Source organism: Picosynechococcus sp. PCC 7117 (assembly GCF_001693275.1).
GTDB lineage: Bacteria > Cyanobacteriota > Cyanobacteriia > Cyanobacteriales > MRBY01 > MRBY01.
The window spans coordinates 2,441,730-2,465,172 of record NZ_CP016477.1 but is presented as its reverse complement, the minus strand read 5'-3'; the positions used below and the strand labels follow the sequence as shown (position 1 = coordinate 2,465,172).

Below are 23,443 nucleotides of genomic sequence, written 5' to 3'. Positions count from 1 at the left end.
TTTTTTCTGTGCGTCTTATCCCACCCTGCCCATGCAATATAATCCTGCTCTAATTCAAGCCCTTGGCGACATCGTCTATGAACGCTGTTTAACCTCAGGTGCAATGGTTTGGTACGGGGATTTTACGCGGGTTTTGGGGTATTCGGCGGCGGAAATGGGTAATGATTGTCAAACTTGGCTAGAGCGGATCTATCCGGACGATCAAACGAAAGTTTTGGCCACCCTCGAACAAGCCTTCGCCCAACAGCAAGCCTACGAGTTGGACTATCGGTTTCAGCACCATGACGGCTCCTATGTTTGGATCCAAGACCGAGGAGTTCCTAAGGATATTACTGCGCAAGATTCGGATCAGTTTTGGGTGATTGGGGTGATGCGTGACATTAGCGATCGCAAACAGGTAGAGCTAGATATGCACAATGCCCTGATGCGCGAAAAAGAACTCAATCAACTGAAAACCCGCTTCATTGACATTGCCTCCCATGAATTCCGCACCCCTTTGACTTCGATTTTGGGCTTTACTGAACTCCTCGAACAATACGCCCACAAATTCAACCCAGAAGCGCAACGGCGGCATCTACAGCGAATTAAAGGGGCGGCCCAACGGCTCCAAACCCTCGTTGACGATGTCCTTTCGGTCAGTCGCGTCGATGCAGGACAACTCACCCTAGAGCCAGCGTCCGTGCATTTTGAAGGGCTGTGCCAGGACATTATCGAAGAGTTGCAAGTGGTGTTTGGCCATACCCACCCGATCCAGTTTGATTTCGTTCCCCAATACCAAGGCGATCGCCGCCTCTTCCCCGTCCTAGACGCCAAGATTATTCGCCATATTCTGTCTAATTTACTCTCGAATGCCCTCAAATACTCTTTTCCCGGTGAAGCCGTCAGCCTAGTAGTTTGTTGTGGCGATCGCCAAATCAGCATCACCATCACTGATCGGGGAATTGGCATTCCCCAAGCCGATTTACCCCATCTATTTGAACCCTTTCACCGGGCCCAAAATGTTGGCAAAATTCCAGGCACAGGCTTAGGGTTACACATTGTGAAACGTTACGTTGACTTACACAATGGTACGATTATGGTCGCAAGTCTCGTGAATTCTGGCACCACATTCCGCGTTAAAATTCCCTGCTCTTTCGTGAGTAAAGCCTGACTGACGCATCAAGTCCCATGAGAAACATCTACTATGGTTGCCTCCTCACTTTCCCCCACCATTCTCGTTATTGAAGACGAAGATTCGATCCGAGAGCTCATCGTTACCCTGCTCATCGCCGAAGATTATCAGGTACTAGAAGCAGAAAATGGGCAGATTGGCGTCGGCATTGCCATTGAAAATCGTCCAGATCTAATTATTTGCGACATCATGATGCCGGGCATGGACGGTTATGGTGTCTTAGAAGTGCTCCAAGCAGATCCAGAAACCGAAACGATTCCATTCATCTTTTTAACGGCCAAAGGTACGAAAGAAAACATTCGCCAAGGGATGAACTTGGGGGCCGATGATTACCTCACAAAGCCCTTTACCACCTACGAGTTACTTGACGCCATCAAAACACGTTTGCGGAAACATCGCTCCTGGCAGGGGTATTTTCAGCAAAAAAAACAGGCCGGCGATCGCCAACAAATCAACTACGCCGTTACCCACGATCCCATTACCCAGCTTCCCAACCAACTCGCCCTCCGGGATGACCTCAACCGCCTCCTAAAACAGTGGGAACCGTCCGTTCAGCAGCAACTCAAACCCCATGAGTCGTGGCAAATTCCTATTTTCTACTTAAGCATTGATCGCTTTGAAAAAATCAACGAATTATTTGGCTATCAATTTGGTAATGCTGTCCTCAAACATATTGTGCGCCAGTTAGTAACAGTGGTGGCTGAAGATGCTTATTTAGCCTGTTTAAATTACACAGATTTTGTGGTGATTTATCCCCCTAGTTGTGCGGTGGATGAGGCCGAACTCAATCAAATGGCAGAGCAGATCCTAGAAGCCTTTGGCAGCCCCCTGACGGTCAATGGGCAAAAGATCTTGATCAATTGGTACATCGGGATGATTACCATGCCTTACCGGGAATACAACTTTGATAAGTACCTCAACCAAGCAAAAGAGGCGATGGAAACGGCGCGGCAACGGGGCAACACAAACTATTATTTCCATTTCCAAGAAGCGCAAATTAATGCCAATCACCAAAATCTACTGCTTGATGCGGATCTCTACGACGCGATCCAAGACAATCAACTGACCCTGTATTACCAACCTAAAATTAATACAACGACTGGCAAAATTGTTGGTGCAGAAGCGCTCATTCGCTGGTTTCATCCCACCTTAGGTATGGTTTCACCAGCGAAGTTTATTCCCCTCGCTGAAAAAAATGGTTTGATCACCAGCATTGGGGAATGGGTCTTTCGAGCTGCTTGTCACCAGGCTCAACAGTGGATGCAAGGGGGAATAATTACTGATCCTAAAATCGCTGTTAATCTATCAGGACGGCAGTTTTATCAAGCTCAACTGGTCGAAAATCTGGTCGAAATTACCCAGCAGTATGGGATTAATCCGGCCCAAATCGAACTGGAAGTGACCGAAAGTATTTTGATCTCGGATGTGGAGTTGGCGATCGCCCATCTGCAAGCCCTAAAAAACTCCGGTTTTCCCATTGCCATTGATGATTTTGGGACAGGCTACTCCTCCCTGAGTTATCTCCAAAATTTCCCCTTCGATATCCTCAAAATAGACCGCTGCTTTGTCCGCAACGTCGCCCACAACATTACCAACTCCACCATCGTCAAACACATCATCATGATGGCGAAACAACTCGAACTGACCACCGTCGCCGAGGGGGTCGAAACCATGGCCGAATTAGAATTCCTCAAGGCGCAACATTGTGACGAGATCCAGGGGTTTTTGTTTAGTCCGCCGGTGCCCGCCGAAAAATTTACAGCCATGCTCCAGGCCGACCAAAACTTTTACGAGCCATGTCCCATCTCCCCTAATCCCGCCTAGCTTCCGACCCTGACGCTACGAAAGAACCGGAGTACGATAGGATTAAGCCTATTCCAAACTTTTTTCGTATCAGACATTTATTCACAATGACTGCAGAGCCTAATCCCGCGATCGCCTTTTCCATGGACGACTTTGAGCATGCCCTCACCGAACATGACTACCATTTCGAACAGGGACAAGTGGTCACAGGAAAAATTTTTGAACATCTATCCGATGGCGTCCTCGTGGATATTGGTGGAAAATCACCTGGGTTTTCTCCTCTCCGGGACGCACTCCTGGCAGGTGAAACAGATGCCCATACAGCTCTGCCCGTGGGCGAAACCGTTGAATTTTTGATTGTCCGGGGCCAAAATGCCGAGGGCCAAGTCACCCTGTCCCGCCGCAAATTAGCTGAACAGCGGGTATGGGAAGATCTCGCCCAAGCCGCCGAAGCAGGCAACTCCGTCCAAATGCGCGTCACAGGCAGTAACCGGGGCGGCGTCACTGGTGATGTTCAAGGACTGCGGGGCTTTATTCCCAACTCTCACCTAGTCGATAAAAATATCGATGATCTAATGGGGCAACTCCTAACGGTTAATTTCCTGGAGTTTGACCAAGAACGTCGCAAATTGGTTCTGTCCCAGCGCTATGCCGCCCAAGCCGAAGTGATGCGTCGCCTGTCGATTGGGGCTTTAGTCAGTGGCACCGTGGTGAACATTAAACCCTACGGCGTTTTTATTGAACTCGATGGCATGACCGGGCTGCTCCACCGCAGTCAAATTAGCGCCAAGCCCGTTGACCAACTCGAAGCCCTTTTTAGTATCGGCCAGACGGTGCGAGTGCTGATCACGGACATCGAAGAAAATAATAATCGCATTTCCCTTTCCCTCCAGGCCCTCGAAAAATTCCCCGGTGAAGTGATTGAACAGTTCGACACAGTACAAACCAATGCCGAGGAACGGGTAGAGGCAGCCCGCAAAAAACTCAATCTGGTTTAAGGCATAAAAATAAGGGAAAAGTTTCCCTTGTGAACCGGAATCAAACAATTTGATTATTTGAGGTGGTTTTTTTAGACCATCTTTTTTTTGGGCAAATTTTGCCAGCGACTATTCAAAATCTAAGTCCGTATGGAGAGAACCCGATTCCACTAAGCTCGATTCTAGGTTCATGCGTTGTTCCATCTGACCGAGGAAATAGCCCGTCATCATGGCGGACGCCAGGAGATTTGCTAAATTTTCGCGGTCGGTGGTGATGCTCACTTGAAAATCATCTGGGGGTAAGACACCGATTAAGCCTCTGACATTGTGGGCGATGATATCTTTTATCTCCGAGCTAGCGGACTGGGCCACCCGTGCAAGTACGTCCGGATTTTGCTGTTGCAAGTATTCCATTAAATTGTTTGCGGCTTGTTCGTCAACGTCGGCGGAAAAGAAGTCAGAGTTAAAAATCATTCCTTAGTCCGAAAATATTTACTGCTCACCCCCCACTTTAGCTTTTATTTATCGGACTGTACATGGTGGGTAACCGGAGAGCCTAGAGAGAGTGCTAGGGGCCAATGGTGTGAATCACGAAGGCGATCGCCCCCAAAAATTCCCCAGGGAAGATCACCTGTAAAATAGATTACGCCCACAAACCCTGTTGTATTCATTTCGACGATGACCGTAAGACCGCCTCGCCAACCCACTGATTTCCGTGTCAAGCTAGTCAACGGCCTTTTAGCGATCCGACCAATCGCCGCCCTGGCAAAAAACCGTGCTAGGGCAATGATGATTCAACGGGCCGAAAAGTTAGGGGTGCCCTGGCGAGAAACTGTGGCGACCCTACAAAAACGGGATTGGCAAGCAGATCTCGCGGCGGTTGAAAATCCAGATTTAGCTTATCCCGAATACTACCTGCGTTCCTTCCATGCCTATGAAGCCGGAAATTTGGGTTGGGAGTCGGCCCTAGAGGTCGAGTCGGCGGCCTATTCTGTCCATTCAACCTTGTTTGGGGAACCGAACGTCCAAGGGGATGCGTTGTTGCGGGATAGTTATCACCAAATTTTGAAATTCAATATCGATATTACCCCGAAAAAAATTGTTGATATTGGCTGCAGTGTGGGCATGAGCACGGAGGCGCTGCAGCAGGTTTTCCCCAATGCTCAGTTAACAGGGGTGGATTTGTCGCCCTATTTTCTGGCAGTGGCAAAATATCGCACCGCCAATCACGCTGATCAGTTTACTTGGTGCCACGCGCCCGGAGAGGACACCCAACTGCCTGGGCAATCTTTTGATTTGGTGTCTTGTTCTTTGATTTTCCATGAGCTTCCCCAAACAGCGGCGATCGCCATTTTCCGGGAAGCGAAACGACTCCTGAAACCGGGCGGCTATTTTGCAATGATGGACATGAATCCCCAGGCAGAAGTTTATAAAAAAATGCCCCCCTATATTTTGACGTTGCTCAAAAGTACAGAACCCTATTTGGATCAGTATTTCAGCCTTGATGTGGCCGAGGAGTTGCAGCGGGCTGGGTTTGAAGCGCCCTTCATCCAAGAAAATACCGTCCGTCACCGCACGGTTATTGCCAAGGTCAGGGATTAAGTGATGGTAAAACGGGTTGTGATTTTGGGTGCAGGGGTCGTTGGGGCGGCGATCGCCTATGAATTGAGTCAACTGGATCAGTTCGAGATTACGGTTTTGGACACAGCCCAACCCGCCAGGGGCTCGACGGGGGCTGCCTTGGGGGTGCTGATGGGGATCATCAGTCGCAAAACGAAAGGACGTGCCTGGACATTACGCCGCCGCAGTATGGAACGCTTTCCGAGACTTTTAGAGGAACTTGCCGCCGCAGGTCAGCCAGTACCCCACAATCCCCACGGCATTTTGAAATTATTGCGGGAACCAGAGGAACTAGAAAAAGGCGATCGCCTCCGGGAATTGCGCCAAGCATCGGGCTGGCAGTTAGCGATCTGGGATCAAGAAATCATTCAACAACATTGTCCCCACCTCCAAGCCAAGGAAGCCGCTGGCGGCGTTTTTTCGCCCCAGGATTTCCAGGTGCAGCCCGTCCCCTTCACCGAAGCCTTACTAGCCGTCGCCCAACAGAATGGTGCGCACTGCCACTTTGGAATTTCTCAGCCCAGACTGGATATCACGGATCAACATTGTCAAAAAATTAGCACAGATCAAAACAGCTATCCTTGCGATTGGCTCATTGTTTCAGCGGGTCTGGGTTCCCTGGAAATTACGAAACATCTAACCGAAAGCCTGTCCCTGGGGCCAGTGTTGGGGCAAGCTTTTCACCTGCGCGTGCCAAAAAATCTTGAACCGCAAAGCCCTTTTCAACCCGTGGTTAGCTTTGAAGATATCCATGTGGTACCCCTGGGCCAAGGGGAATATTGGGTGGGGGCGACGGTGGAATTTCCCGCTGAAACGGGTGGAATTACTCCAGACACCACCCTCGCTGATCAAGTGCTCCAAAAGGCGATCGCCTTCTATCCGCTTTTAAAAAATGCAGAAATTCTCCGGCATTGGTCAGGGAAACGGCCCCGGCCCAACGGTCAAGGCGCTCCCGTTCTCAAAGGGTTAGCGGATTACGACAATATCCTCCTGGCCACGGGTCACTACCGCAATGGTGTCCTCCTGGCCCCAGCGACGGCCCTAACGATCCGCGATTGGCTCCTGGCCCCAGAAACCATTCCTTTTTAGTTTGTCCCAGTCCCTAATTTTTCTCACGTAAATCATGACGACCTCCGGCACCCTTTATTTGGTGGGCACCCCCATCGGCAATCTCGATGACATGACTTTCCGGGCGATCGCCACCCTCAAAAACGTCGATCTGATCGCCGCCGAAGACACCCGACACACCGGCAAACTTCTCAAGCATTTCCAAATTACCACCCCCCAAATCAGCTACCATGACCACAACCGTCACCAACGGCAGACGCAACTCCTCGAAAAATTACGCAGTGGGCTAAATATTGCCCTCGTGAGTGATGCCGGATTACCGGGGATCAGCGATCCGGGCTTTGAGTTGGTCACCAGTGCGATCGACGCAGAAATTACGGTGGTACCCATTCCTGGGGTTAGTGCCGGACTCACGGGCTTAATTGCCTCTGGATTATCGCCGGAAAAATTTGTCTTTGAAGGTTTTTTACCTCCCAAAAAGAAGGATCGCCACCAGTTACTAACGGAGTTATCCCAAGAACCCCGCACCCTAATTTTCTACGAAGCGCCCCACCGATTGGTAAAAACCTTAACGGATTTGCTGGAACATTTTGAAGGCGATCGCCCCCTTGTCTGCGCGAGAGAACTGACAAAACTCCATGAAGAATTTTGGCGCGGCCCCCTCGAAACAGCCCTCACCCATTACCAGCAGCACAACCCCAAGGGAGAATTTACCCTGATCTTGGCCGGAGCGAGCCCACAAACTGACCACGAGGCACTGACCGATGCTGAAATTTTGGCCCAACTTCAGGCGTTAATGCAACAGGGCATGAGTCGTTCTGGGGCTAGCCGCACCCTCGCCCAACAGCTGAATTTATCCCGCCGCCATATCTACCAACTCAGCACAGAGCTAGAGGGTTAACTCTAGGAAGACGCTTGGGTTTTGGGCTTGTTGTTGTCTGCTTTAGCCTGGTAAGTAAATTCTTCGACGGCACCGGGTTCCCCTAAACGGTGGGGTTGCTGGTTGTTGATGGTGATGTAAACGGCCCCCGCATTGCCGGAACGGACGCGCACACTTTCATCGGCGATCCATTGTTTTTGGGTGCCCTTGGCGAGGGTGCCTTCAAAGGCCGTTTGACCATCGATTTCGACGCGCATCCAGGCCATTTCCTGGGCGCGAATATCCACCACCACGGACTCTGGTACATCTGCCCCATTGTTGTTGGAGTCGATCGGGGCGGTGACTGACGGGGATAGTGCTGTGGTCTGGGCTGTGTTACGTTCCTGGCGGGCTGGGGTTGTGCTCTCCAGGAGGGCTGGATCAAGTTGGGGCGTCAGACTGGGGTTTTGGTTGCGGACGATGTTGCCCAGGGATTGCACCGTGGCAACAATGATCAACAAATAGGCAAGGTACAGATGACTCGGCCGCAACTGGAAATGGTAAATAAATTGGCTCCAACGGGGAATATGCCAACGGTTCTGGGTTTCGGCTTGGGGAAATTCCTGGGCGATCGCCGTGCCATCGAGGCCAAGACATTCCGCATAGCAGCGCAGGAGACCTTGGAGATAAACCGGTTCTGGGAGTTGCTCTAGGCGACCCGCTTCAATATTTTCAAGGAGTGCCCGACGAATGTTCGTTTTACGGGACACAAAGGCGAGGGACCAGTCTTTGGCGAGGCGTTGTTGCTGCAACTGGACACCAATTTGGGCGAGATATTCTTGCTGGGGGATGGGGGAATGGATCGCTGTCTCCTTCATGCTTGGTACTCCCGGACTGGGGCGGATGAATGGAATGGGAAATTAGAATTATATTGGGATCGGAGCTGTTTGATCTCCGCTTTCGTTAGGGGACGGGCTTGGCCCCGTTGCAGATCGCCCAAGTGTAGGTTACCAATGGCGAGACGATGGAGTTTTACCACAGGAAAACCGAGCTGTTCAGCGACCCGACGGATCTGGCGGTTGCGCCCTTCGGTAAGCATGATATCAATACAGGTTTTATCTTGGGTAATGGTTTTGAGGTGAATTTGGGTGGGCAAGGTACGGCGATCGCCCAGCATTACCCCCTGACGCCACTGATCGAGGACATGCTCTGGTACTTTTCCCTTGAGCCAAACGCGATAGGTTTTGGGAATGTGGTAGCGGGGGTGGGTCAAGGCCAGGGTGAAATTACCGTCGTTGGTCAGCAGCAACGCCCCTGTGGATTGGGCATCGAGGCGGCCGATGGGATGGATCCCCTTTCCCTGTCGGAGCGGTGGGGGCAGCAAATCTAAAACCGTCGATCGTCCCTTGGGATCAGCGCAGGTGGAAACGACTCCCTTGGGTTTGTGAATGAGGTAATAGTAATGTCGCGGGCGTTCGGTCGCCTTGAGGGGTTTACCGTCAACACAGAGGCGATCGCCTTCTGGATCGGCTTGATCACCCAATTGAACAGGTTTGCCATTGAGGGTCACCCGTCCAGCGAGAATGAGTTTTTCTGCGCCCCGCCGTGACGCAATGCCCCAACGGGCGAGAATTTTTTGCACCCTTTCAGCCATAGATTATGGAGTGCTGGTTTCTAAAAAGCCAGGAAAATTGCAAGTCATATTTTACAAATCTTAGCAGGTGTTGTTTCCCCGCATAAATACTTAAAATCAAAGGCGGATGTCGAAATTCCTTGACAAAAGTAAGCCAAAGCGTGGGCTGACCTTGATCGTTTACCCACGACGTCCGGCGTAATTTCGTCGGCTTAACGACCAATGGTGATGTTCCCCACCCGGATGGGGACGCAGGCGTGGGTCATTTGGGCAATCTGCATCGGTTCGCCTTTGCCGCACATATCGGTGCCGCGCTGTTCTAATTCCGAGGCCGGGGCGATCGCCTCGACTTTATTCCAAAATTCTGTGGTCATGCTTTGGTAGGTAAGATTTTTGACCATGCCTTGAAGCTGGCCATTTTTAATCCGCCAGACGCCATTGCCGCCGAACTGGAAATTCCGCCGTTGTTGGTCAATGGAAAAAGTATCATCCCCGTCGATGAGATAACCATCTTTGGTATCGGCGATCATTGCCGCGAGGGTTGCTGTGCGATCGCCCCCTGGTTCCCCAGGTTCAAGGCCCAGATTCGGAATCCGCACCATGGGAACACTGGCCCAACTATCGGCAAAGGCACAGCCATTACTTTTCGGGCGACCAAGGCGATGGGCGGTTTCCCGGTCGGTGAGATAATCCGTCAAAATACCATCTTTGACCACGTACCATGCCTGGGCCTTGACTCCTTCGTCATCATAGCCAGCGGTGCTGCGGCCACCGGGTTGGGTGCGGTCGGCCTTGAAATTGACCCAGGGGGCTGCGTATTGCAGTTGATTGAGATGATTTGTTGTGGCGAAGCTCGTCCCGGCAAAATTTGCCTCATAGCCATAGACCCGGTCTAACTCCGTGGGATGGCCGACGGATTCATGGATCGGCAACCAGAGATGACTCGGCTTGAGGATCAAGGTGGTTTCACCGCTGGGGGCTTCGGGGGCGTGGACTTTCTCAATAGCTTCCTGGGCGACGCGCGCGACATTGTTCCGGAGGGTTTCCGGTTCGATGTGTTCGTAGCCGAGGTTCAAAGGCGATCGCTCGTATTTGCGACCCTGGGCATCCCCATTGGCTACTGCCGTACAACCCATCCCGGCGCCACTGCGATAGAGCCGTTGTTCAATTAACGACCCTTCCGTAGACGCAAAAATTTTATCCTCTTGGGTAAAGCTCAAATAGGCATAGGCTTTTTTAATCTGGGGATCATGGCCTAAGAACCGATCCGTTAAATCGAGGAGGAGGTCTGTCTTTTCCGTGAGGGATACCGCGAAGGGATCAATTTGAATCGGCGTTTCGTAGCGATCGCAGTAGGCTGGCACTGGCACCAAGCGAATCGGTTCCCGTTGGCTGAGACGACTGCCTTTAGCAATATCAATGGCCAACTGCACAACGCGCACAATTTCTGCGGTTGTCCGCCGGTGACTCGCGGCAAATCCCCAGGCCCCCTGCCACAGGACCCGCACCCCAAAACCAGCGCTCACATTATCACTGAAGCGTTTGAGGGAACGATCCTGGGCCCAGAGTCGCTGCTTGCGATAGGTACAAAGACGAATTTCGCCGTACTCACAACCCTGGTTTCGGATTAGCTGAATGGCAGCCTGGGCGAGGTCGGTAAAGGTCATGTGCTGGGGGTGAGGCGCGGCTTGGACCATGGTTTAAAAAAGAATGAGGTTGTTGCGATCTTAATGAATATTTTGGGCGATCGCCTGACCCGCGAGCCAACTGGTCGTCCAAGCACTCTGGAAATTGAAGCCCCCCGTAATCCCATCAATGTCGAGCACTTCCCCGGCGAAAAAGAGGCCAGGACAGCGGCGACTTTCGAGGGTTTTGAAGTTCACTTCCTTGAGGGAAACGCCGCCACAGGTCACAAATTCGTCTTTAAAAACGCCTTTCCCCTGGATGTTGTATTGGCCCTGGGTTAATTCTTGGCAGAGAACATTTAATTGTTTCTTTGATAAATCCGCCCAATTTTGATCGGGACTAATCCCCGCAGCTTGGGTCAAACTTTGCCATAGGCGCTTGGGAATATCCACTGGGGCGAGGGTCGTTATTTTCTTTTTGGGATGTTGAGTTTTAAAAGTTTGGATGTCTTGACGGAGGGTTTCCGGATTGATGTCCGGGAGCCAATTCACTGTGAGAAGCATTGTGTAACGATGTTCGGCTAACGTGCGCGCCCCCCAAGCCGAGAGTTTTAAAACCGCTGGCCCACTGAGGCCCCAATGGGTGATCAGGAGTGGCCCCATTTGTTCGAGTTTTTTCTTTTTATCTAACTTGATGCTGACGGTCGCCCCAGGCACACTCACTCCCGCTAAACCTTGGAGACGGGGATCATTAATCTGAAACGTAAATAACGATGGTTGCGGCGGAATAATCTTGTGGCCCAAGGTAGTGGCCAATCGATGCCCGGAAGGATGACTTCCCGTTGCTAACAAAATGAAATCGGCAAAAAGGCGATCGCCTCCCTTGAGATTCACCTGAAATTGTCCTGTTTCATCTTGAATAATGCTTTGCACAACAGCCCCGGTGCGGCATTGAATCTTTGCCCTAGTTGCCGCTGCGAGAAAAGCGCGAATAATCGTTTCGGAATCGTCCGTCACCGGGAACATTCGTCCGTCGGCTTCGGTTTTGAGATTGACCCCTTCGGCCTTGAGCCAAGCAATCATGTCCTGGGGTTGAAACTGACTGAAGGCCCCCCGTAATTCCCGCTGGCCCCTCGGATAGGCCTTGACTAATTCCACGGGATCAAAGCAATGGTGGGTGACATTACAGCGGCCGCCCCCAGAGATTTTTACTTTACTGAGAAATGTTTTACCCGCTTCGAGGATAATCACCTCTAACTTTGGGTTCGTCCGGGCAGCGGCGATCGCCCCAAAAAAACCCGCCGCACCACCCCCAACGACGATTAATCTTGCCATGGTTTGTTAGTAATTCTTTGTCCACTCCAGCCCATAGAGGATCCCAGAAAGGAGCGTCAGGAGCAACATGATATTGATAATGCCCCCCGGCAGTAGCGTAAAGGGCGGCACCCCAAACCCCCGCAAAATCCAGAGCAATAAAAAGCAGACGAGACAAGTAATAAAGAGGTAGAGAACACCGGAAGAATTGGAGCGATTCACAGGGCGACACACCGGGTCAAATAACGTCTCTAGTTTAACATTTGCCCCTTGGGGCCGCCCAAAACCCGCTATCATAAACAGTTGCAAAAATATCTAGATCAACACCCTCCTATGACCCAGCAATACCGGATCACCCTCCTCCCTGGCGATGGCATTGGCCCCGAGATTTTGGCCGTGGCAGTGGACGTTTTAAAAACCATTGGCCAACAATTTGATCTAGAGTTTGTTTTTACCGAAGCTTTGATGGGGGGCGCGGCCATTGATGCCACCGGGGAACCCCTCCCCCAAGCGACCCTAGATGCTTGTAAAGCCAGCGATGCGGTATTGTTTGCGGCCATTGGTGGCTACAAGTGGGATAACCTGCCCCGGACGCAACGGCCAGAAACGGGTCTATTGGGTTTGCGGGCGGGCCTGGGTCTGTTTGCAAATTTGCGTCCGGCCACGATTTTGCCCCAGCTCATTGATGCCTCTACCCTGAAGCGGGACGTGGTTGAAGGGGTCGATATCATGGTGGTGCGGGAACTTACTGGCGGTATTTATTTCGGGAAGCCCAAAGGCAGCGTCACTTTAGAAACGGGCGAGAAACGGGGCTTCAATACCATGGTCTATGACGAATCGGAAGTGGATCGCATTGCGAAAGTCGCCTTTGAAATTGCCCAAAAACGGGGTAAACGTCTCTGTTCTGTGGATAAGGCGAATGTTCTGGATGTGTCGCAACTATGGCGCGATCGCCTGAATCTAATGGCCGAAAATTATCCCGATGTGGAACTGTCCCATCTCTACGTTGATAATGCCGCCATGCAGCTTATCCGCGCCCCCAAGCAGTTTGACACCATTGTTACGGGGAATCTGTTTGGGGATATCCTTTCCGATGCGGCCGCCATGCTTACGGGGAGTATCGGGATGTTGCCCTCGGCTAGTTTGGGGGCGGATGGCCCAGGGGTTTACGAGCCCGTCCATGGGTCTGCGCCAGATATTGCCGGTCAGGATAAGGCGAATCCCTTGGCGATGGTGCTCAGTGCAGCGATGATGTTGCGCTATTCTTTTGACCAACCGGAAGCAGCGGCAAAAATTGAGCAGGCGGTGCAGACGGTGCTTGATCAAGGCTTCCGCACTGGCGATATTATGTCTGAGGGCATGACTCTCCTGGGTTGCAAAGGCATGGGCGAAAAACTCCTGGCAGCCCTTAATGCTTAGGTCTTACCCTGGGCGTTGATGTTGAGAAAAAATCTGGCAGGCCATTTTTTTGAAAACGCTTTTTGGCCATGGGGAATCTGGACTTTTCGAGACGGATTCCCCTACTGTCAAATTCTCCAGACAAAAATACAATAAATGAGTAAGTTCTAGGGTTTCTTTTCGGAGAAGCGATGGGACTTTATCTTAATATTTATTGTTCTGTCCTATGCAACCCACTAACCCGAATCAATTTACCGAAAAAGCCTGGCAGGCGATCGCCCAAACGCCGGATCTTGCCAAACAAAATCAGCAGCAGCAGATCGAATCTGAACATCTGCTACAGGCACTGCTAGAGCAAGACGGCCTCGCGAAAAGTATTTTTACCAAAGCAGAGATTCCCCTCGCCAAATTGCGAGACCGCACCGCAACCTTTATTGCCCAGCAACCGAAAATATCCCAACCGAGCGAATCGGTTTATTTAGGGCGGAGTTTAGACCTCCTTTTAGACCGCGCCGATCAACACCGAAAATCTTTTGGGGATGACTTTATTTCCGTTGAACATTTAATCTTGAGCTATGCCAAAGATGACCGTTTTGGCAAAAATCTCTACAAAGAATTTGACCTCACAGAAAATAAATTAAAGACGATCATTACGCAAATTCGAGGTAATCAAAAGGTGACCGACCAAAACCCGGAAGGGAAATACGAATCCTTAGACAAATATGGCCGTGATTTAACGAGTCTCGCCCGCAACGGCAAACTAGACCCGGTCATTGGTCGCGATGATGAAATTCGCCGCACGATTCAAATTCTCTCCCGCCGCACGAAAAATAATCCGGTTTTAATCGGGGAACCAGGGGTCGGGAAAACGGCGATCGCCGAAGGATTAGCCCAGCGGATCGTTAACCGTGATGTCCCCGAATCCCTAAAAGATCGCACCCTGATCGCCTTGGATATGGGGTCGCTGATTGCCGGGGCAAAATATCGCGGCGAATTTGAGGAACGTCTCAAAGCTGTTTTAAAGGAAGTCACCGATTCCGAAGGGCAAATTATTCTCTTTATTGACGAAATCCACACCGTTGTCGGCGCTGGCGCAACCCAGGGGGCAATGGATGCCGGGAACCTGCTCAAACCCATGCTCGCCCGGGGTGAACTGCGCTGTATTGGCGCGACGACCCTCGATGAATACCGCAAATACATCGAAAAAGATGCGGCCTTGGAACGGCGCTTCCAGTCGGTGATGGTCAACGAACCGAATGTGGTCGATACCATCTCGATTCTGCGGGGTCTGAAGGAACGCTACGAAGTGCACCACGGGGTCAAAATTGCCGATACAGCCCTCGTTGCTGCCGCGATGCTCTCCAACCGTTACATTAGCGATCGCTTTTTACCGGACAAAGCCATTGATCTAGTGGACGAAGCCGCCGCCAAACTGAAGATGGAGATCACCTCCAAGCCAGAAGAATTGGATGAAATTGACCGGAAAATTCTCCAGTTGGAAATGGAAAAACTCTCCATCCAAAAGGAAAAAGATGAAGTTTCCCTTGAGCGACTCGCCAAGCTGGAAAAAGAACTGGCTAATTTCAAGGAAGAGCAGTCCCAACTCAACGCCCAGTGGCAATCGGAAAAAGAATTTATCGACAAAATTCGCTTTCTCAAGGAGGAAATCGATAAAACCAACCTAGAAATTCAACAGGCCGAACGCAATTATGACCTCAATAAGGCGGCAGAGTTGCGCTACGGGAAGTTGACGGAACTGCAACAGAAAATCAAAGATATCGAGAGCAATCTTGCGGCCCAACAGGTAACTGGAGAATCTCTGTTGCGCGAAGAAGTGATCGAGTCGGATATCGCTGAAATCATTTCAAAATGGACAGGTATCCCGATTAGTAAATTAATCGAATCGGAAAAAGAAAAGCTGCTCCACCTCGAAGCAGAACTCCACCGTCGGGTTGTCGGCCAAGAAGAAGCCGTTACCGCCGTTGCCGAAGCGATCCAGCGATCGCGCGCCGGACTTGCTGATCCGAACCGTCCTACGGCTAGCTTTATTTTCCTGGGGCCGACGGGGGTGGGGAAAACGGAACTCGCCAAAGCCCTCGCCCAATTCCTCTTTGATACCGAAGAAGCCCTCGTGCGGATCGATATGTCCGAATACATGGAGAAACACGCCGTTTCCCGTTTAATGGGAGCGCCTCCAGGCTATGTGGGCTATGAAGAAGGGGGCCAGTTAACGGAAGCAATTCGCCGCCGTCCCTACTCGGTGATTCTCTTTGATGAAATTGAAAAGGCCCACGCCGATGTGTTTAATGTGATGCTGCAAATCCTAGATGATGGCCGTTTGACCGATTCCCAGGGGCGGACAGTGGACTTTAAAAACACGGTGATCATCATGACCAGTAATATCGGTTCCCAATTTATCCTCGATATTGCCGGGGATGATGCCCGTTACGAGGAAATGCGCAATCGGGTAATGGACGCGATGAATGCAAACTTCCGGCCGGAATTTCTCAACCGCATCGATGAACTGATTATTTTCCATGGTCTACAAAAGGATCAACTGCGTTCCATTGTTCAACTTCAGGTGAATCGCCTCGCCGAACGCCTTGCCGAACAAAAGATCAGCATTCAACTCACCCCAGAAGCCTATGATTTCATTGCCGAGGTGGGCTATAACCCGGTCTATGGTGCGAGACCCCTCAAGCGGGCCGTCCAGAAATATGTCGAAACGGCGATCGCCAAAGGGATTCTCAAGGGTGAATTTAAAGCAGGCAGTGCCATTACAGTCGATGTGAAAGATGAACGTTTGACTTTTAGTGTTTAAACGCCTTTAAAATTCATCTTCATCAACAAACCCTGTGTTAGCTTCTAAGCCTCTCACACAGGGTTTTGAGTTTCTAATTCTAAATATTTATTTGTTTAAACTCAACGCAAGAAAAAGCCTAGCGTGGCATCACATTGATGTTTACCAAGCTCATGGCGTTGCCTTCTGGGTTGGAGACGATCACTTGATTCGTTGCAGGAATAAATTCAATCCCTTCTGGCTCAAACCCAGCCTCTTGATCGGCCCGAACAACATCAGGGTTGAGAACGACTGTATCGAGCAGCTGAACATTTCTAGGGTTGGAAATGTCATGGATTGTGATCGCATCTGAACGCTCGATCGCCACGAATGCCAGGGTACGACCATTTACAACACCAACAGAAACAACCTCAGGTTCCGGGCCTTTGCTGTTACAGCGCTGGGGCAAGCCGAGGGCAATGATGCTTTCTTCGATGGAATTGCCGCTATCTCCCAAAAGTTCACCCGTGGTTGCGTCAAAGACACTAATACTGCGGGTACCATGGGGACTTAAGGGAATTCCTTCGTAGGACTGGTTATTGACATTGGTCAAATTATCTTCATCGGCGGTGACAAAGTAGCGACCATCTGGGGTAATGGCAATGCCATCGGGTTCACGGGCAGAGGTGAATTCTTGTCTGAGGGATAGGTCATAGCTGCCAGAACGACAGCTTCCTTCTCCAACTTTATCTTGAACTAAACCGAAACCCGTACGAACGCCGACATCAAAGTTTTGCACCGAAAAGATATCAGGGGTTAGACGTCTGGGCAAAGGAGAGGGAATTTCAATGCGAGCGACAGCATTATTTTCTTGTAGTGTGGCGACAATAAAAGAGCTATCAGCCGCGATGCGAACCGTCTCAGGCTGTGGGTCGTGGGGGAAAAAGGGAATATTGTCGGGGGGAATGGGCACCTCGACCTGGGTCATGCGATTGGGGCCACGTCGGAGATCAATGATCGAAACGGTTCCAGCACCATTTTCTAGGTTCGTCAGATCTTCTTCGTTTTCTTCATCTTCATTGGCGACGGCGGCAAACTGACCGTTCGGGGCGATCGCCACGGAGTCTGGGCCGCGACCTACAGTTACGTGCCCAAGGGGTTCTAGATCGGGGAGAGAGAGGGCCACGACCTTGCCTGGCATTTCGTCAAAGGTATCCAGATTTGCGTCATCTGCGTCTTTGACCCCGATGAGTGCGAAGGCCCCGTCTGGGCTAATGGAAACTCCAGTGAGTTCGGCGTCCGCAGAACCTGCGGGCAAAAATTCATCCGTTAGGGTCCAAGTCCCTTCAACGGTTAAGGCATTATCTTCGATCGCCACTAAGGTCGCTGTTTTTGCGCCGACCACAAGGGCGTGGCGACCATCTTTTGTGACAGCGAGCATTTCTGCGCCGGCGAGATCCGTTAATGTGAAAACAACTTCACCTCGAATAGTTGCGTTTTGGGCGATCGCTTGGGGCGGAAAGATTAGCGTGCCCAATGGAAGGCCGGCAAGAGTGGATAAGAGAGCTAACTTGAAACCAGTTTGTAGCTTGGGCTTCACCATTGATGCCACTAAGCTTTTCACACCACTATTTAAGTTCATTACCTAATATTTATCTGATTAATACCACGACCCCAACGATACAATGGAAAGAGAATTGATTGAGTTAAAAAGAAACTAAGCAAAGTTTAATTTTAGATTTTGTAAAGACTATTTTTTGTGATTTTATTGTTGTTTTTTAGTCAAATATTTTTTAGTTAAGGTGCAACTAAAAGTAATTAAATCAAGGGGATAATGTCTTACATTAGGTGAAGGAATTAGAGCCATGCTGAAGCATTGTTAACCTTGACCTTCCCGCATGGATCCATGATGGAGTTGCTTTCCCTTTTCTTTCTCCGGCACAATAGAAGACCGTGCAGTTTAGTCAGGGAAACATAACGATGGCCAGTCAGTGGGAAAATTTTCTAAAAAATCTGGGGAACTGGCGCGGTTCCTTTGCGGGGGTCAATCTAGATGGCGAGATCACTACGGAAGTCCCCTCTATTTTGACCCTATCACTCATCGACGGGAACCGGGATAAGGTGCTGTTTACCCTGCGGCGCTTTGAAAATGGCGGCTATGACAGCGAACCCACCAGCAATATGTCCCAGGAGTTTACCGGATTGGGGCGGCACACGATGTTTTTCGATACGGGCTCTTTCTCGAAAGGTTCCATGTGTCTCTCGTCCATCTCATCGTTTATCGCCGAATATGGATTTATCAAAGGCGATCGCCGGATGCGGATGGTGCAAATGTATGGCGATGCCTTTACCTTCAATAAATTGGTCTTTATCCGAGAATTTCGCGAGGGAAGCAATGCCCAGGAACGACCACCACTGACTGTGGAACAACTTTTGGGTACCTGGGAAGCGGAATACCACGTTTACACCCCCGACCTTGATCCCCCCAAGGTGCACCAGAGCCGCTTAACCCTCAGCAAAGAAGGCGATTATCTCCACCAGACCCTCGAATTAGAACACCAAACCATCGCCTCCAAAGGACAGATCCAAGGCAACACAATTCATTTTACGGAAGGCAGGACGCCCCGCAATCTGGTGCTATTACCCGATGGGACTTCGATGAATGTGCCGCCCCAATTGGCCCAGCGGCAAGCTTTTTTTGTGGAAGCAGGTTGGCTCGTCAGCGACAACGAACGACAACGGATCATGCGCAATTACAATGACCGGGGTGAATGGGTTAGTTCGACGTTGATTTTTGAGCGACGGGTGGCCTAGGCTCCGGTTGGCAGAGGGTTTGGTGTAGTTGATAGCGGTATTCGGCATCGAGAAATTGGTGCTGGAGTTTTGTCCACTGGTGCCAAGTTTGGTGGCGATTATCGTGGAAAATTTGACAGAGGGTAGGCAACTCCTGATCGAACGTTTTACCGAGGGCTTTTTCTAAAAATGTTTGTAGTACTGCATCATCCTGGAGCAAACCGATGAGGGTTTGGACTTTCTTAATCGCCTGGAGCTGACCGGCATAATCTTCGCCATAAAAAGGCGCAAAAATTTCCATGGTATAGCGCGATCGCTTGGCGGCCTTGCGGAGGTCATGGAGAATTGGGCTGTCGGTTGCAAAAAGTGTTTCTAATTGTTTTTTCGAGAGCTTCTTCGGACTATAACCGACCCACCAACCGGGATGGAGCAACAGTTCGCTGAGTTGGGGCAAGAGTAAATCCGGCAAGATCAGCTGAATATCCACCGAGGCGATCGCCTGATATTGGGGTTGATCCAACCAAGCCTGGGTCGCCCCTTTGAATTCCCCATAACGGGCCGAGTTGAGAAATTTCCGCACCTTAGTCAGTTGTTTTTGACGACGCTTGGCTAATTTTTTGAGGGCAATTTCGAGAATTGTGACTTCAACGGTCGGCAGTTGGGGCAGATATCGCTCCCGAAAAGTCAGAGTCATCACATCCACATCCCGCAACTTCCCCAGAACCCGACCATAACGGCCCACCTGTTTCGGGGTCAAAGCCTCCGGTAAAACCAGGACAGGGGCAAACCCTAACAACACACTCCGCAAGCGTCGCATCCCCACCCGCATTTGGTGCAATTCTTCCGGATCACGGTCGGCTAAAACCCCCGCTTCGTGGCTGAGGATTTTTTTGTAATGCTTGGCGATCGCCTTATGTGCCCAATCGCCAAAACTTTGTGTTTGGGGTGGCTGCATCATTTATGCCCAAATCAATCTCACCACTTCGATCTTAAGAGGTGCAATTGTGAACTACCCCGCCGCAAGCAGCGGGGCTTCCTACCCAAAGAACAGCTTTCTATTCCGAGGAATAGCGAGTCTTATATTCTGGCGATAGGCGGACTCCCCGGTTCCCGAGGACAAAAATCACGGTTACAAAAAATACTTTGTATGTATTTAGCTTGGTTTTCGCTATCCGTTGCCGTGTCAACGATATGATTTATGATTATAGAGCATTAATTACGCCCCAAGGGGCGGGGATTTCAACCCTTTGTCGTTAAAACCCGATTAAGAACACACAAGGCTTAATGATTCTGGGTTACAGTGTTTTCCCTCCCAGAGCAAAGCCCTAGTCCAATGCCTAGAGGAACTGTCGTGCTTCTGTCACCCATTGCTTGACCAACCCCAGGGGCGGCGCCAAATCCTTGCGCTGGAGGTTCGCCACCTGTAACTTCATAATATTTTGGTGGAGTCGCGAAAAGGGTGTTTGGGCGAGCTGATTTACCGATGCCACGCCACTGTGCAATACTAGGCCGCAATATTGTGTGCCAATACTCGGTACTCTCGCCAAATCCGCCAGGGCCACCCATTTCAAAACGTAATTGGGATGAATTTTGAGGCGACGGGCTAACTGTTGTTTTGCCTGGGATGTGCGAGTAGCTAACAAAAGCTGATGGGTGGTGCGAATCCCTTGGGCGGCGAGTTGGGTCTGTTGTTCTTTGCTCAGGCCGGGTAACTCCGCAATCCGCCAATTACAGGAAGCCATAGGAATCCTTGTTAAAATGGAAGCACATGATATCAAGAAAAATTGTCGTTACCCTAAAACTTTAGAAAATTTATGACTGTTGGTATATCTGTCGAAAAAGGGAAGCAAGATACTCCTCCCTTAGAACTCCATTACCTCGGCGACAAAGTGCTACGCCAAAAAGCAAAACGCATCGCCAAAGTGGATGACGAAATCCGCACCCTGGCGAAGGAAATGCTGCAAACCATGTATTCTTCCCAGGGAATCGGTCTGGCTGCGCCCCAAGTTGGTGTTAACAAACGCATCATTGTCATTGATACCGATCCAGAAAATCCGGCCAATGCACCACTGGTTTTAATCAACCCTGAAATTAAAAAAACAGGTAAACAGCTTTGTTCTATGGAAGAGGGTTGCCTGAGCATTCCAGGGGTTTACCTTGGGGTGATCCGCCCGGACGAAATTGAAGTGAGCTATCGGGATGAGCAGGGCAAACCCAAAAGAATTAAAGCTTCTGGGCTGTTGTCCCGGGTGATTCAGCATGAAATTGACCATCTCGATGGGGTGATGTTCGTCGATCGCGTCGAAAATGAAATTGCCCTCAGTAGCCAATTAAAACAACGGGGATTTGCCCTGAAATCGGTACAGCGCATCGCTTAAATTTTTTTTGCCTTGCAAGTTTCAACATGACGGTAACTGAGTGCTGTATGACATCTGCATCAGGCGATCGCCGTCCAGTGAGATAGACGTTCTGCCCTGTGAGGTGGTCGTCTTTTTTATTGCCTAATCTTCGGCAAGGTTGCGTTTTGTATCAAACAGCAAAAAATTTACGTTTCGTTAGCAAATGCCTAGGGTAGCCCAGAAGGATCGTTGCCACAAACATTGTTTTGAATCTCAGATTTTACAAAAGACAGAAGCTGGCTTTCGTCTATGGAGGGCTGTTGGCCTACTGCGGGGATTATGTGGGGGCATCAAATTTGGCGATCGCCTTTTTGGATAGAACCCGCATTTATACTCAGGTTTATTTGTAAATCTATTTTTTGTGTATTGTCTTTATTTATATAAACTAAAGACATAAATATTATCTTTGTAAAATATTTAGAGATTTTTACTGATTTTTAAAATTTTGAATGTCTATAAAAGCTTCCAAGTCTCTATAAGTCTGTTTGAATGCTAGATCCCAAACCGTTGCACCTTTCCATTCCCCCAAGGATTGCCAATAATGCAGCTAACGGAATTTTTTAGGAGCACGCAATCCCATGACAATGACCCTCGCGGTTTACGGCAAAGGTGGCATCGGCAAATCTACCACCAGTTGTAATATTTCCGTCGCCCTCGCCAAACGCGGTAAAAAGGTTCTCCAAATTGGCTGTGACCCCAAGCACGACAGCACCTTCACTTTGACGGGCTTTTTGATCCCGACGATCATCGATACTCTCCAGGAAAAAGATTTTCACTACGAAGACATTTGGCCAGAAGATGTAATTTACAAAGGCTATGGCGGCGTCGATTGCGTGGAAGCAGGCGGACCTCCGGCTGGGGCAGGCTGCGGTGGTTATGTGGTCGGGGAAACGGTCAAACTCCTCAAAGAACTCAATGCCTTCGATGAATACGATGTGATTTTGTTCGATGTGTTGGGAGACGTAGTTTGTGGGGGCTTTGCGGCACCACTCAATTACGCAGATTACTGTTTGATCGTGACGGACAATGGCTTTGATGCGTTGTTTGCGGCGAATCGCATTGCGGCTTCTGTGCGAGAAAAAGCCCGGACGCACCCCCTCCGGCTGGCTGGTTTAATTGGGAACCGCACCTCGAAGCGGGATTTGATCGAAAAATATGTGAGCCATGTGCCGATGCCTGTGCTGGAAGTGTTGCCCCTCATCGAAGATATCCGGGTGTCGCGGGTGAAGGGAAAGACCCTCTTTGAGATGGCAGAAGGGGACTCGATGTTGGATTATGTCTGTGATTTTTATCTCAATATTGCTGATCAAGTCTTAGCGGCTCCAGAGGGAGTTGTGCCCAGCGAAGCTTCGGATCGGGAATTGTTTAGTTTGCTTTCGGATTATTATCTCAATCCGCCCGTCGAAAAGACCCAGGAGGATGAGCTGGATCTGATGATGGTCTAGGCCAGAGGATGCTGGGCTTGGTCTCGAAATCGCTGATCCGACAATCGTTCACCTGGATCATCCTCATGGGTTAAATTTTGCTTCAAAATAGAGGCGATCGCCCTAAACGGCACTAATGATCAAAAAAGGCGATCGCCAATGTCAAACAACCCTTGCAGTGGATTTACGAGGAGAGTAAATATTGTGAGCTTTTTCGAGCAAATTAAACCCAGCATCAAAACCAAATGGCTAGATTATTTTGAAAATAACCAAGACTGGCTAAATATCCTGATGGATCGCGGCGAATCTGTGGCGACCCCCGACGGTGGCCGACGCCCCCAAGGTTCCGTGATTCTCGGTGCCATCAGCGCCAAGGAACCCCGCCTCGCCGAAAGTCTTTATCTGTTTTCTTTAGTTGAAGCGAATTTTGACACGATTGTTGATGTTTTAGGGCTAAACTTTGACCCACTCTTGGAACTCCGAAACCTAGAGGAAAAAGGAGCGGCCGCAAAGCCAATGATTACGCCCCCAAGTCCAACCGTTTTACCCACCGAATAATTTCTCACCGTTTGCCCTTCAT

Annotated in this window: 22 protein-coding genes; 12 read left to right on the top strand and 10 right to left on the bottom strand. The window is 50.2% G+C overall.

Features of this window, described 5'->3' with window-relative positions:
- Positions 1 to 31: 31 nt before the first annotated feature.
- The 3 genes from AWQ22_RS11890 (at position 32) to AWQ22_RS11880 (ending at position 3,972) form a co-directional block, all read left to right on the top strand.
- Positions 32 to 1,150, top strand: coding sequence for a HAMP domain-containing sensor histidine kinase (locus AWQ22_RS11890; protein ID WP_065711222.1), 1,119 nt, complete (start codon positions 32 to 34; stop codon positions 1,148 to 1,150).
- Between the two features lie 33 nt (positions 1,151 to 1,183).
- Positions 1,184 to 2,995, top strand: coding sequence for a bifunctional diguanylate cyclase/phosphodiesterase (locus tag AWQ22_RS11885; protein ID WP_065711221.1), 1,812 nt, complete (start codon positions 1,184 to 1,186; stop codon positions 2,993 to 2,995).
- A gap of 86 nt (positions 2,996 to 3,081) precedes the next feature.
- Positions 3,082 to 3,972 (top strand): S1 RNA-binding domain-containing protein, encoded by an 891-nt coding sequence (locus tag AWQ22_RS11880; RefSeq protein ID WP_065711220.1) that lies wholly within the window; start codon positions 3,082 to 3,084, stop codon positions 3,970 to 3,972.
- Positions 3,973 to 4,080: 108 nt separating this feature from the next.
- Here AWQ22_RS11880 and AWQ22_RS11875 read toward each other — a convergent pair whose 3' ends face one another.
- A complete protein-coding gene (locus tag AWQ22_RS11875) occupies positions 4,081 to 4,425 on the bottom strand; it encodes a DUF760 domain-containing protein (RefSeq protein ID WP_012307958.1) in 345 nt (114 codons plus the stop codon).
- A 44-nt stretch (positions 4,426 to 4,469) separates the two neighbouring features.
- The gene (locus AWQ22_RS17130) at positions 4,470 to 4,622 is read right to left on the bottom strand and encodes a hypothetical protein (protein WP_217833101.1); all 153 of its coding nucleotides are present in this window, start codon (positions 4,620 to 4,622) and stop codon (positions 4,470 to 4,472) included.
- A 7-nt stretch (positions 4,623 to 4,629) separates the two neighbouring features.
- Between AWQ22_RS17130 and AWQ22_RS11870 the strand changes: the two genes are divergently transcribed.
- From AWQ22_RS11870 to rsmI, 3 genes are read left to right on the top strand one after another with little or no spacing between them, the layout of a single operon-like run.
- On the top strand, positions 4,630 to 5,553 hold the full coding sequence (locus AWQ22_RS11870) for a class I SAM-dependent methyltransferase (RefSeq protein ID WP_065711219.1): 924 nt from the start codon (positions 4,630 to 4,632) through the stop codon (positions 5,551 to 5,553).
- A 3-nt stretch (positions 5,554 to 5,556) separates the two neighbouring features.
- Entirely contained in the window at positions 5,557 to 6,660 is a 1,104-nt protein-coding gene (locus AWQ22_RS11865; protein WP_065711218.1) for an FAD-binding oxidoreductase, read from the top strand.
- A gap of 34 nt (positions 6,661 to 6,694) precedes the next feature.
- Complete coding sequence (rsmI, locus tag AWQ22_RS11860) at positions 6,695 to 7,540, top strand: 16S rRNA (cytidine(1402)-2'-O)-methyltransferase (RefSeq protein WP_065711217.1); 846 nt, start codon at positions 6,695 to 6,697, stop codon at positions 7,538 to 7,540.
- 2 nt (positions 7,541 to 7,542) lie between these two features.
- Here rsmI and AWQ22_RS11855 read toward each other — a convergent pair whose 3' ends face one another.
- The 5 genes from AWQ22_RS11855 to AWQ22_RS11835 all read right to left on the bottom strand — a co-directional run bounded on the left by AWQ22_RS11855 (position 7,543) and on the right by AWQ22_RS11835 (position 12,367).
- Positions 7,543 to 8,376, bottom strand: coding sequence for a RodZ domain-containing protein (locus AWQ22_RS11855; RefSeq protein WP_045441842.1), 834 nt, complete (start codon positions 8,374 to 8,376; stop codon positions 7,543 to 7,545).
- Positions 8,373 to 9,152, bottom strand: a complete 780-nt coding sequence (locus AWQ22_RS11850; protein WP_012307953.1) for a pseudouridine synthase — start codon at positions 9,150 to 9,152, stop codon at positions 8,373 to 8,375. The genes AWQ22_RS11855 and AWQ22_RS11850 overlap by 4 nt, the downstream gene beginning before the upstream one ends.
- A 191-nt stretch (positions 9,153 to 9,343) precedes the next feature.
- Entirely contained in the window at positions 9,344 to 10,828 is a 1,485-nt protein-coding gene (locus AWQ22_RS11845) for a TldD/PmbA family protein (protein WP_065711216.1), read from the bottom strand.
- A gap of 30 nt (positions 10,829 to 10,858) precedes the next feature.
- Positions 10,859 to 12,091 (bottom strand): NAD(P)/FAD-dependent oxidoreductase, encoded by a 1,233-nt coding sequence (locus AWQ22_RS11840; protein ID WP_065711215.1) that lies wholly within the window; start codon positions 12,089 to 12,091, stop codon positions 10,859 to 10,861.
- 6 nt (positions 12,092 to 12,097) lie between these two features.
- Positions 12,098 to 12,367 (bottom strand): hypothetical protein, encoded by a 270-nt coding sequence (locus AWQ22_RS11835; RefSeq protein WP_198158652.1) that lies wholly within the window; start codon positions 12,365 to 12,367, stop codon positions 12,098 to 12,100.
- A gap of 36 nt (positions 12,368 to 12,403) precedes the next feature.
- On the opposite strand from AWQ22_RS11835, the gene leuB reads away from it, so the two are divergent.
- Together leuB and clpB are read left to right on the top strand one after the other, a co-directional pair.
- Positions 12,404 to 13,489: a 3-isopropylmalate dehydrogenase gene (leuB, locus tag AWQ22_RS11830; RefSeq protein ID WP_065711717.1), complete on the top strand. Its 1,086-nt coding sequence runs from the start codon at positions 12,404 to 12,406 to the stop codon at positions 13,487 to 13,489.
- Between the two features lie 205 nt (positions 13,490 to 13,694).
- Positions 13,695 to 16,289 (top strand): ATP-dependent chaperone ClpB, encoded by a 2,595-nt coding sequence (gene clpB / locus AWQ22_RS11825; RefSeq protein WP_065711214.1) that lies wholly within the window; start codon positions 13,695 to 13,697, stop codon positions 16,287 to 16,289.
- 118 nt (positions 16,290 to 16,407) lie between these two features.
- On the opposite strand, the gene AWQ22_RS11820 is transcribed toward clpB, so the two are convergent.
- The gene (locus AWQ22_RS11820) at positions 16,408 to 17,784 is read right to left on the bottom strand and encodes a choice-of-anchor I domain-containing protein (protein WP_157094622.1); all 1,377 of its coding nucleotides are present in this window, start codon (positions 17,782 to 17,784) and stop codon (positions 16,408 to 16,410) included.
- A 443-nt stretch (positions 17,785 to 18,227) separates the two neighbouring features.
- Between AWQ22_RS11820 and AWQ22_RS11815 the strand changes: the two genes are divergently transcribed.
- Positions 18,228 to 19,061, top strand: a complete 834-nt coding sequence (locus AWQ22_RS11815; protein WP_065711212.1) for a DUF3598 family protein — start codon at positions 18,228 to 18,230, stop codon at positions 19,059 to 19,061.
- Here AWQ22_RS11815 and AWQ22_RS11810 read toward each other — a convergent pair.
- A complete protein-coding gene (locus AWQ22_RS11810) occupies positions 19,024 to 19,998 on the bottom strand; it encodes a CHAD domain-containing protein (RefSeq protein WP_065711211.1) in 975 nt (324 codons plus the stop codon). The genes AWQ22_RS11815 and AWQ22_RS11810 overlap by 38 nt on opposite strands.
- A gap of 379 nt (positions 19,999 to 20,377) precedes the next feature.
- Positions 20,378 to 20,782: a DUF4332 domain-containing protein gene (locus tag AWQ22_RS11805; RefSeq protein WP_012307945.1), complete on the bottom strand. Its 405-nt coding sequence runs from the start codon at positions 20,780 to 20,782 to the stop codon at positions 20,378 to 20,380.
- Positions 20,783 to 20,854: 72 nt separating this feature from the next.
- Between AWQ22_RS11805 and def the strand changes: the two genes are divergently transcribed.
- The 3 genes from def (at position 20,855) to AWQ22_RS11790 (ending at position 23,421) form a co-directional block, all read left to right on the top strand.
- A complete protein-coding gene (def, locus tag AWQ22_RS11800) occupies positions 20,855 to 21,418 on the top strand; it encodes a peptide deformylase (RefSeq protein WP_065711210.1) in 564 nt (187 codons plus the stop codon).
- A 599-nt stretch (positions 21,419 to 22,017) separates the two neighbouring features.
- Complete coding sequence (gene bchL, locus AWQ22_RS11795) at positions 22,018 to 22,884, top strand: ferredoxin:protochlorophyllide reductase (ATP-dependent) iron-sulfur ATP-binding protein (protein ID WP_012307943.1); 867 nt, start codon at positions 22,018 to 22,020, stop codon at positions 22,882 to 22,884.
- Positions 22,885 to 23,067: 183 nt separating this feature from the next.
- Positions 23,068 to 23,421, top strand: coding sequence for a DUF5331 domain-containing protein (locus AWQ22_RS11790; RefSeq protein ID WP_012307942.1), 354 nt, complete (start codon positions 23,068 to 23,070; stop codon positions 23,419 to 23,421).
- The last annotated feature ends 22 nt before the right edge of the window (positions 23,422 to 23,443 follow it).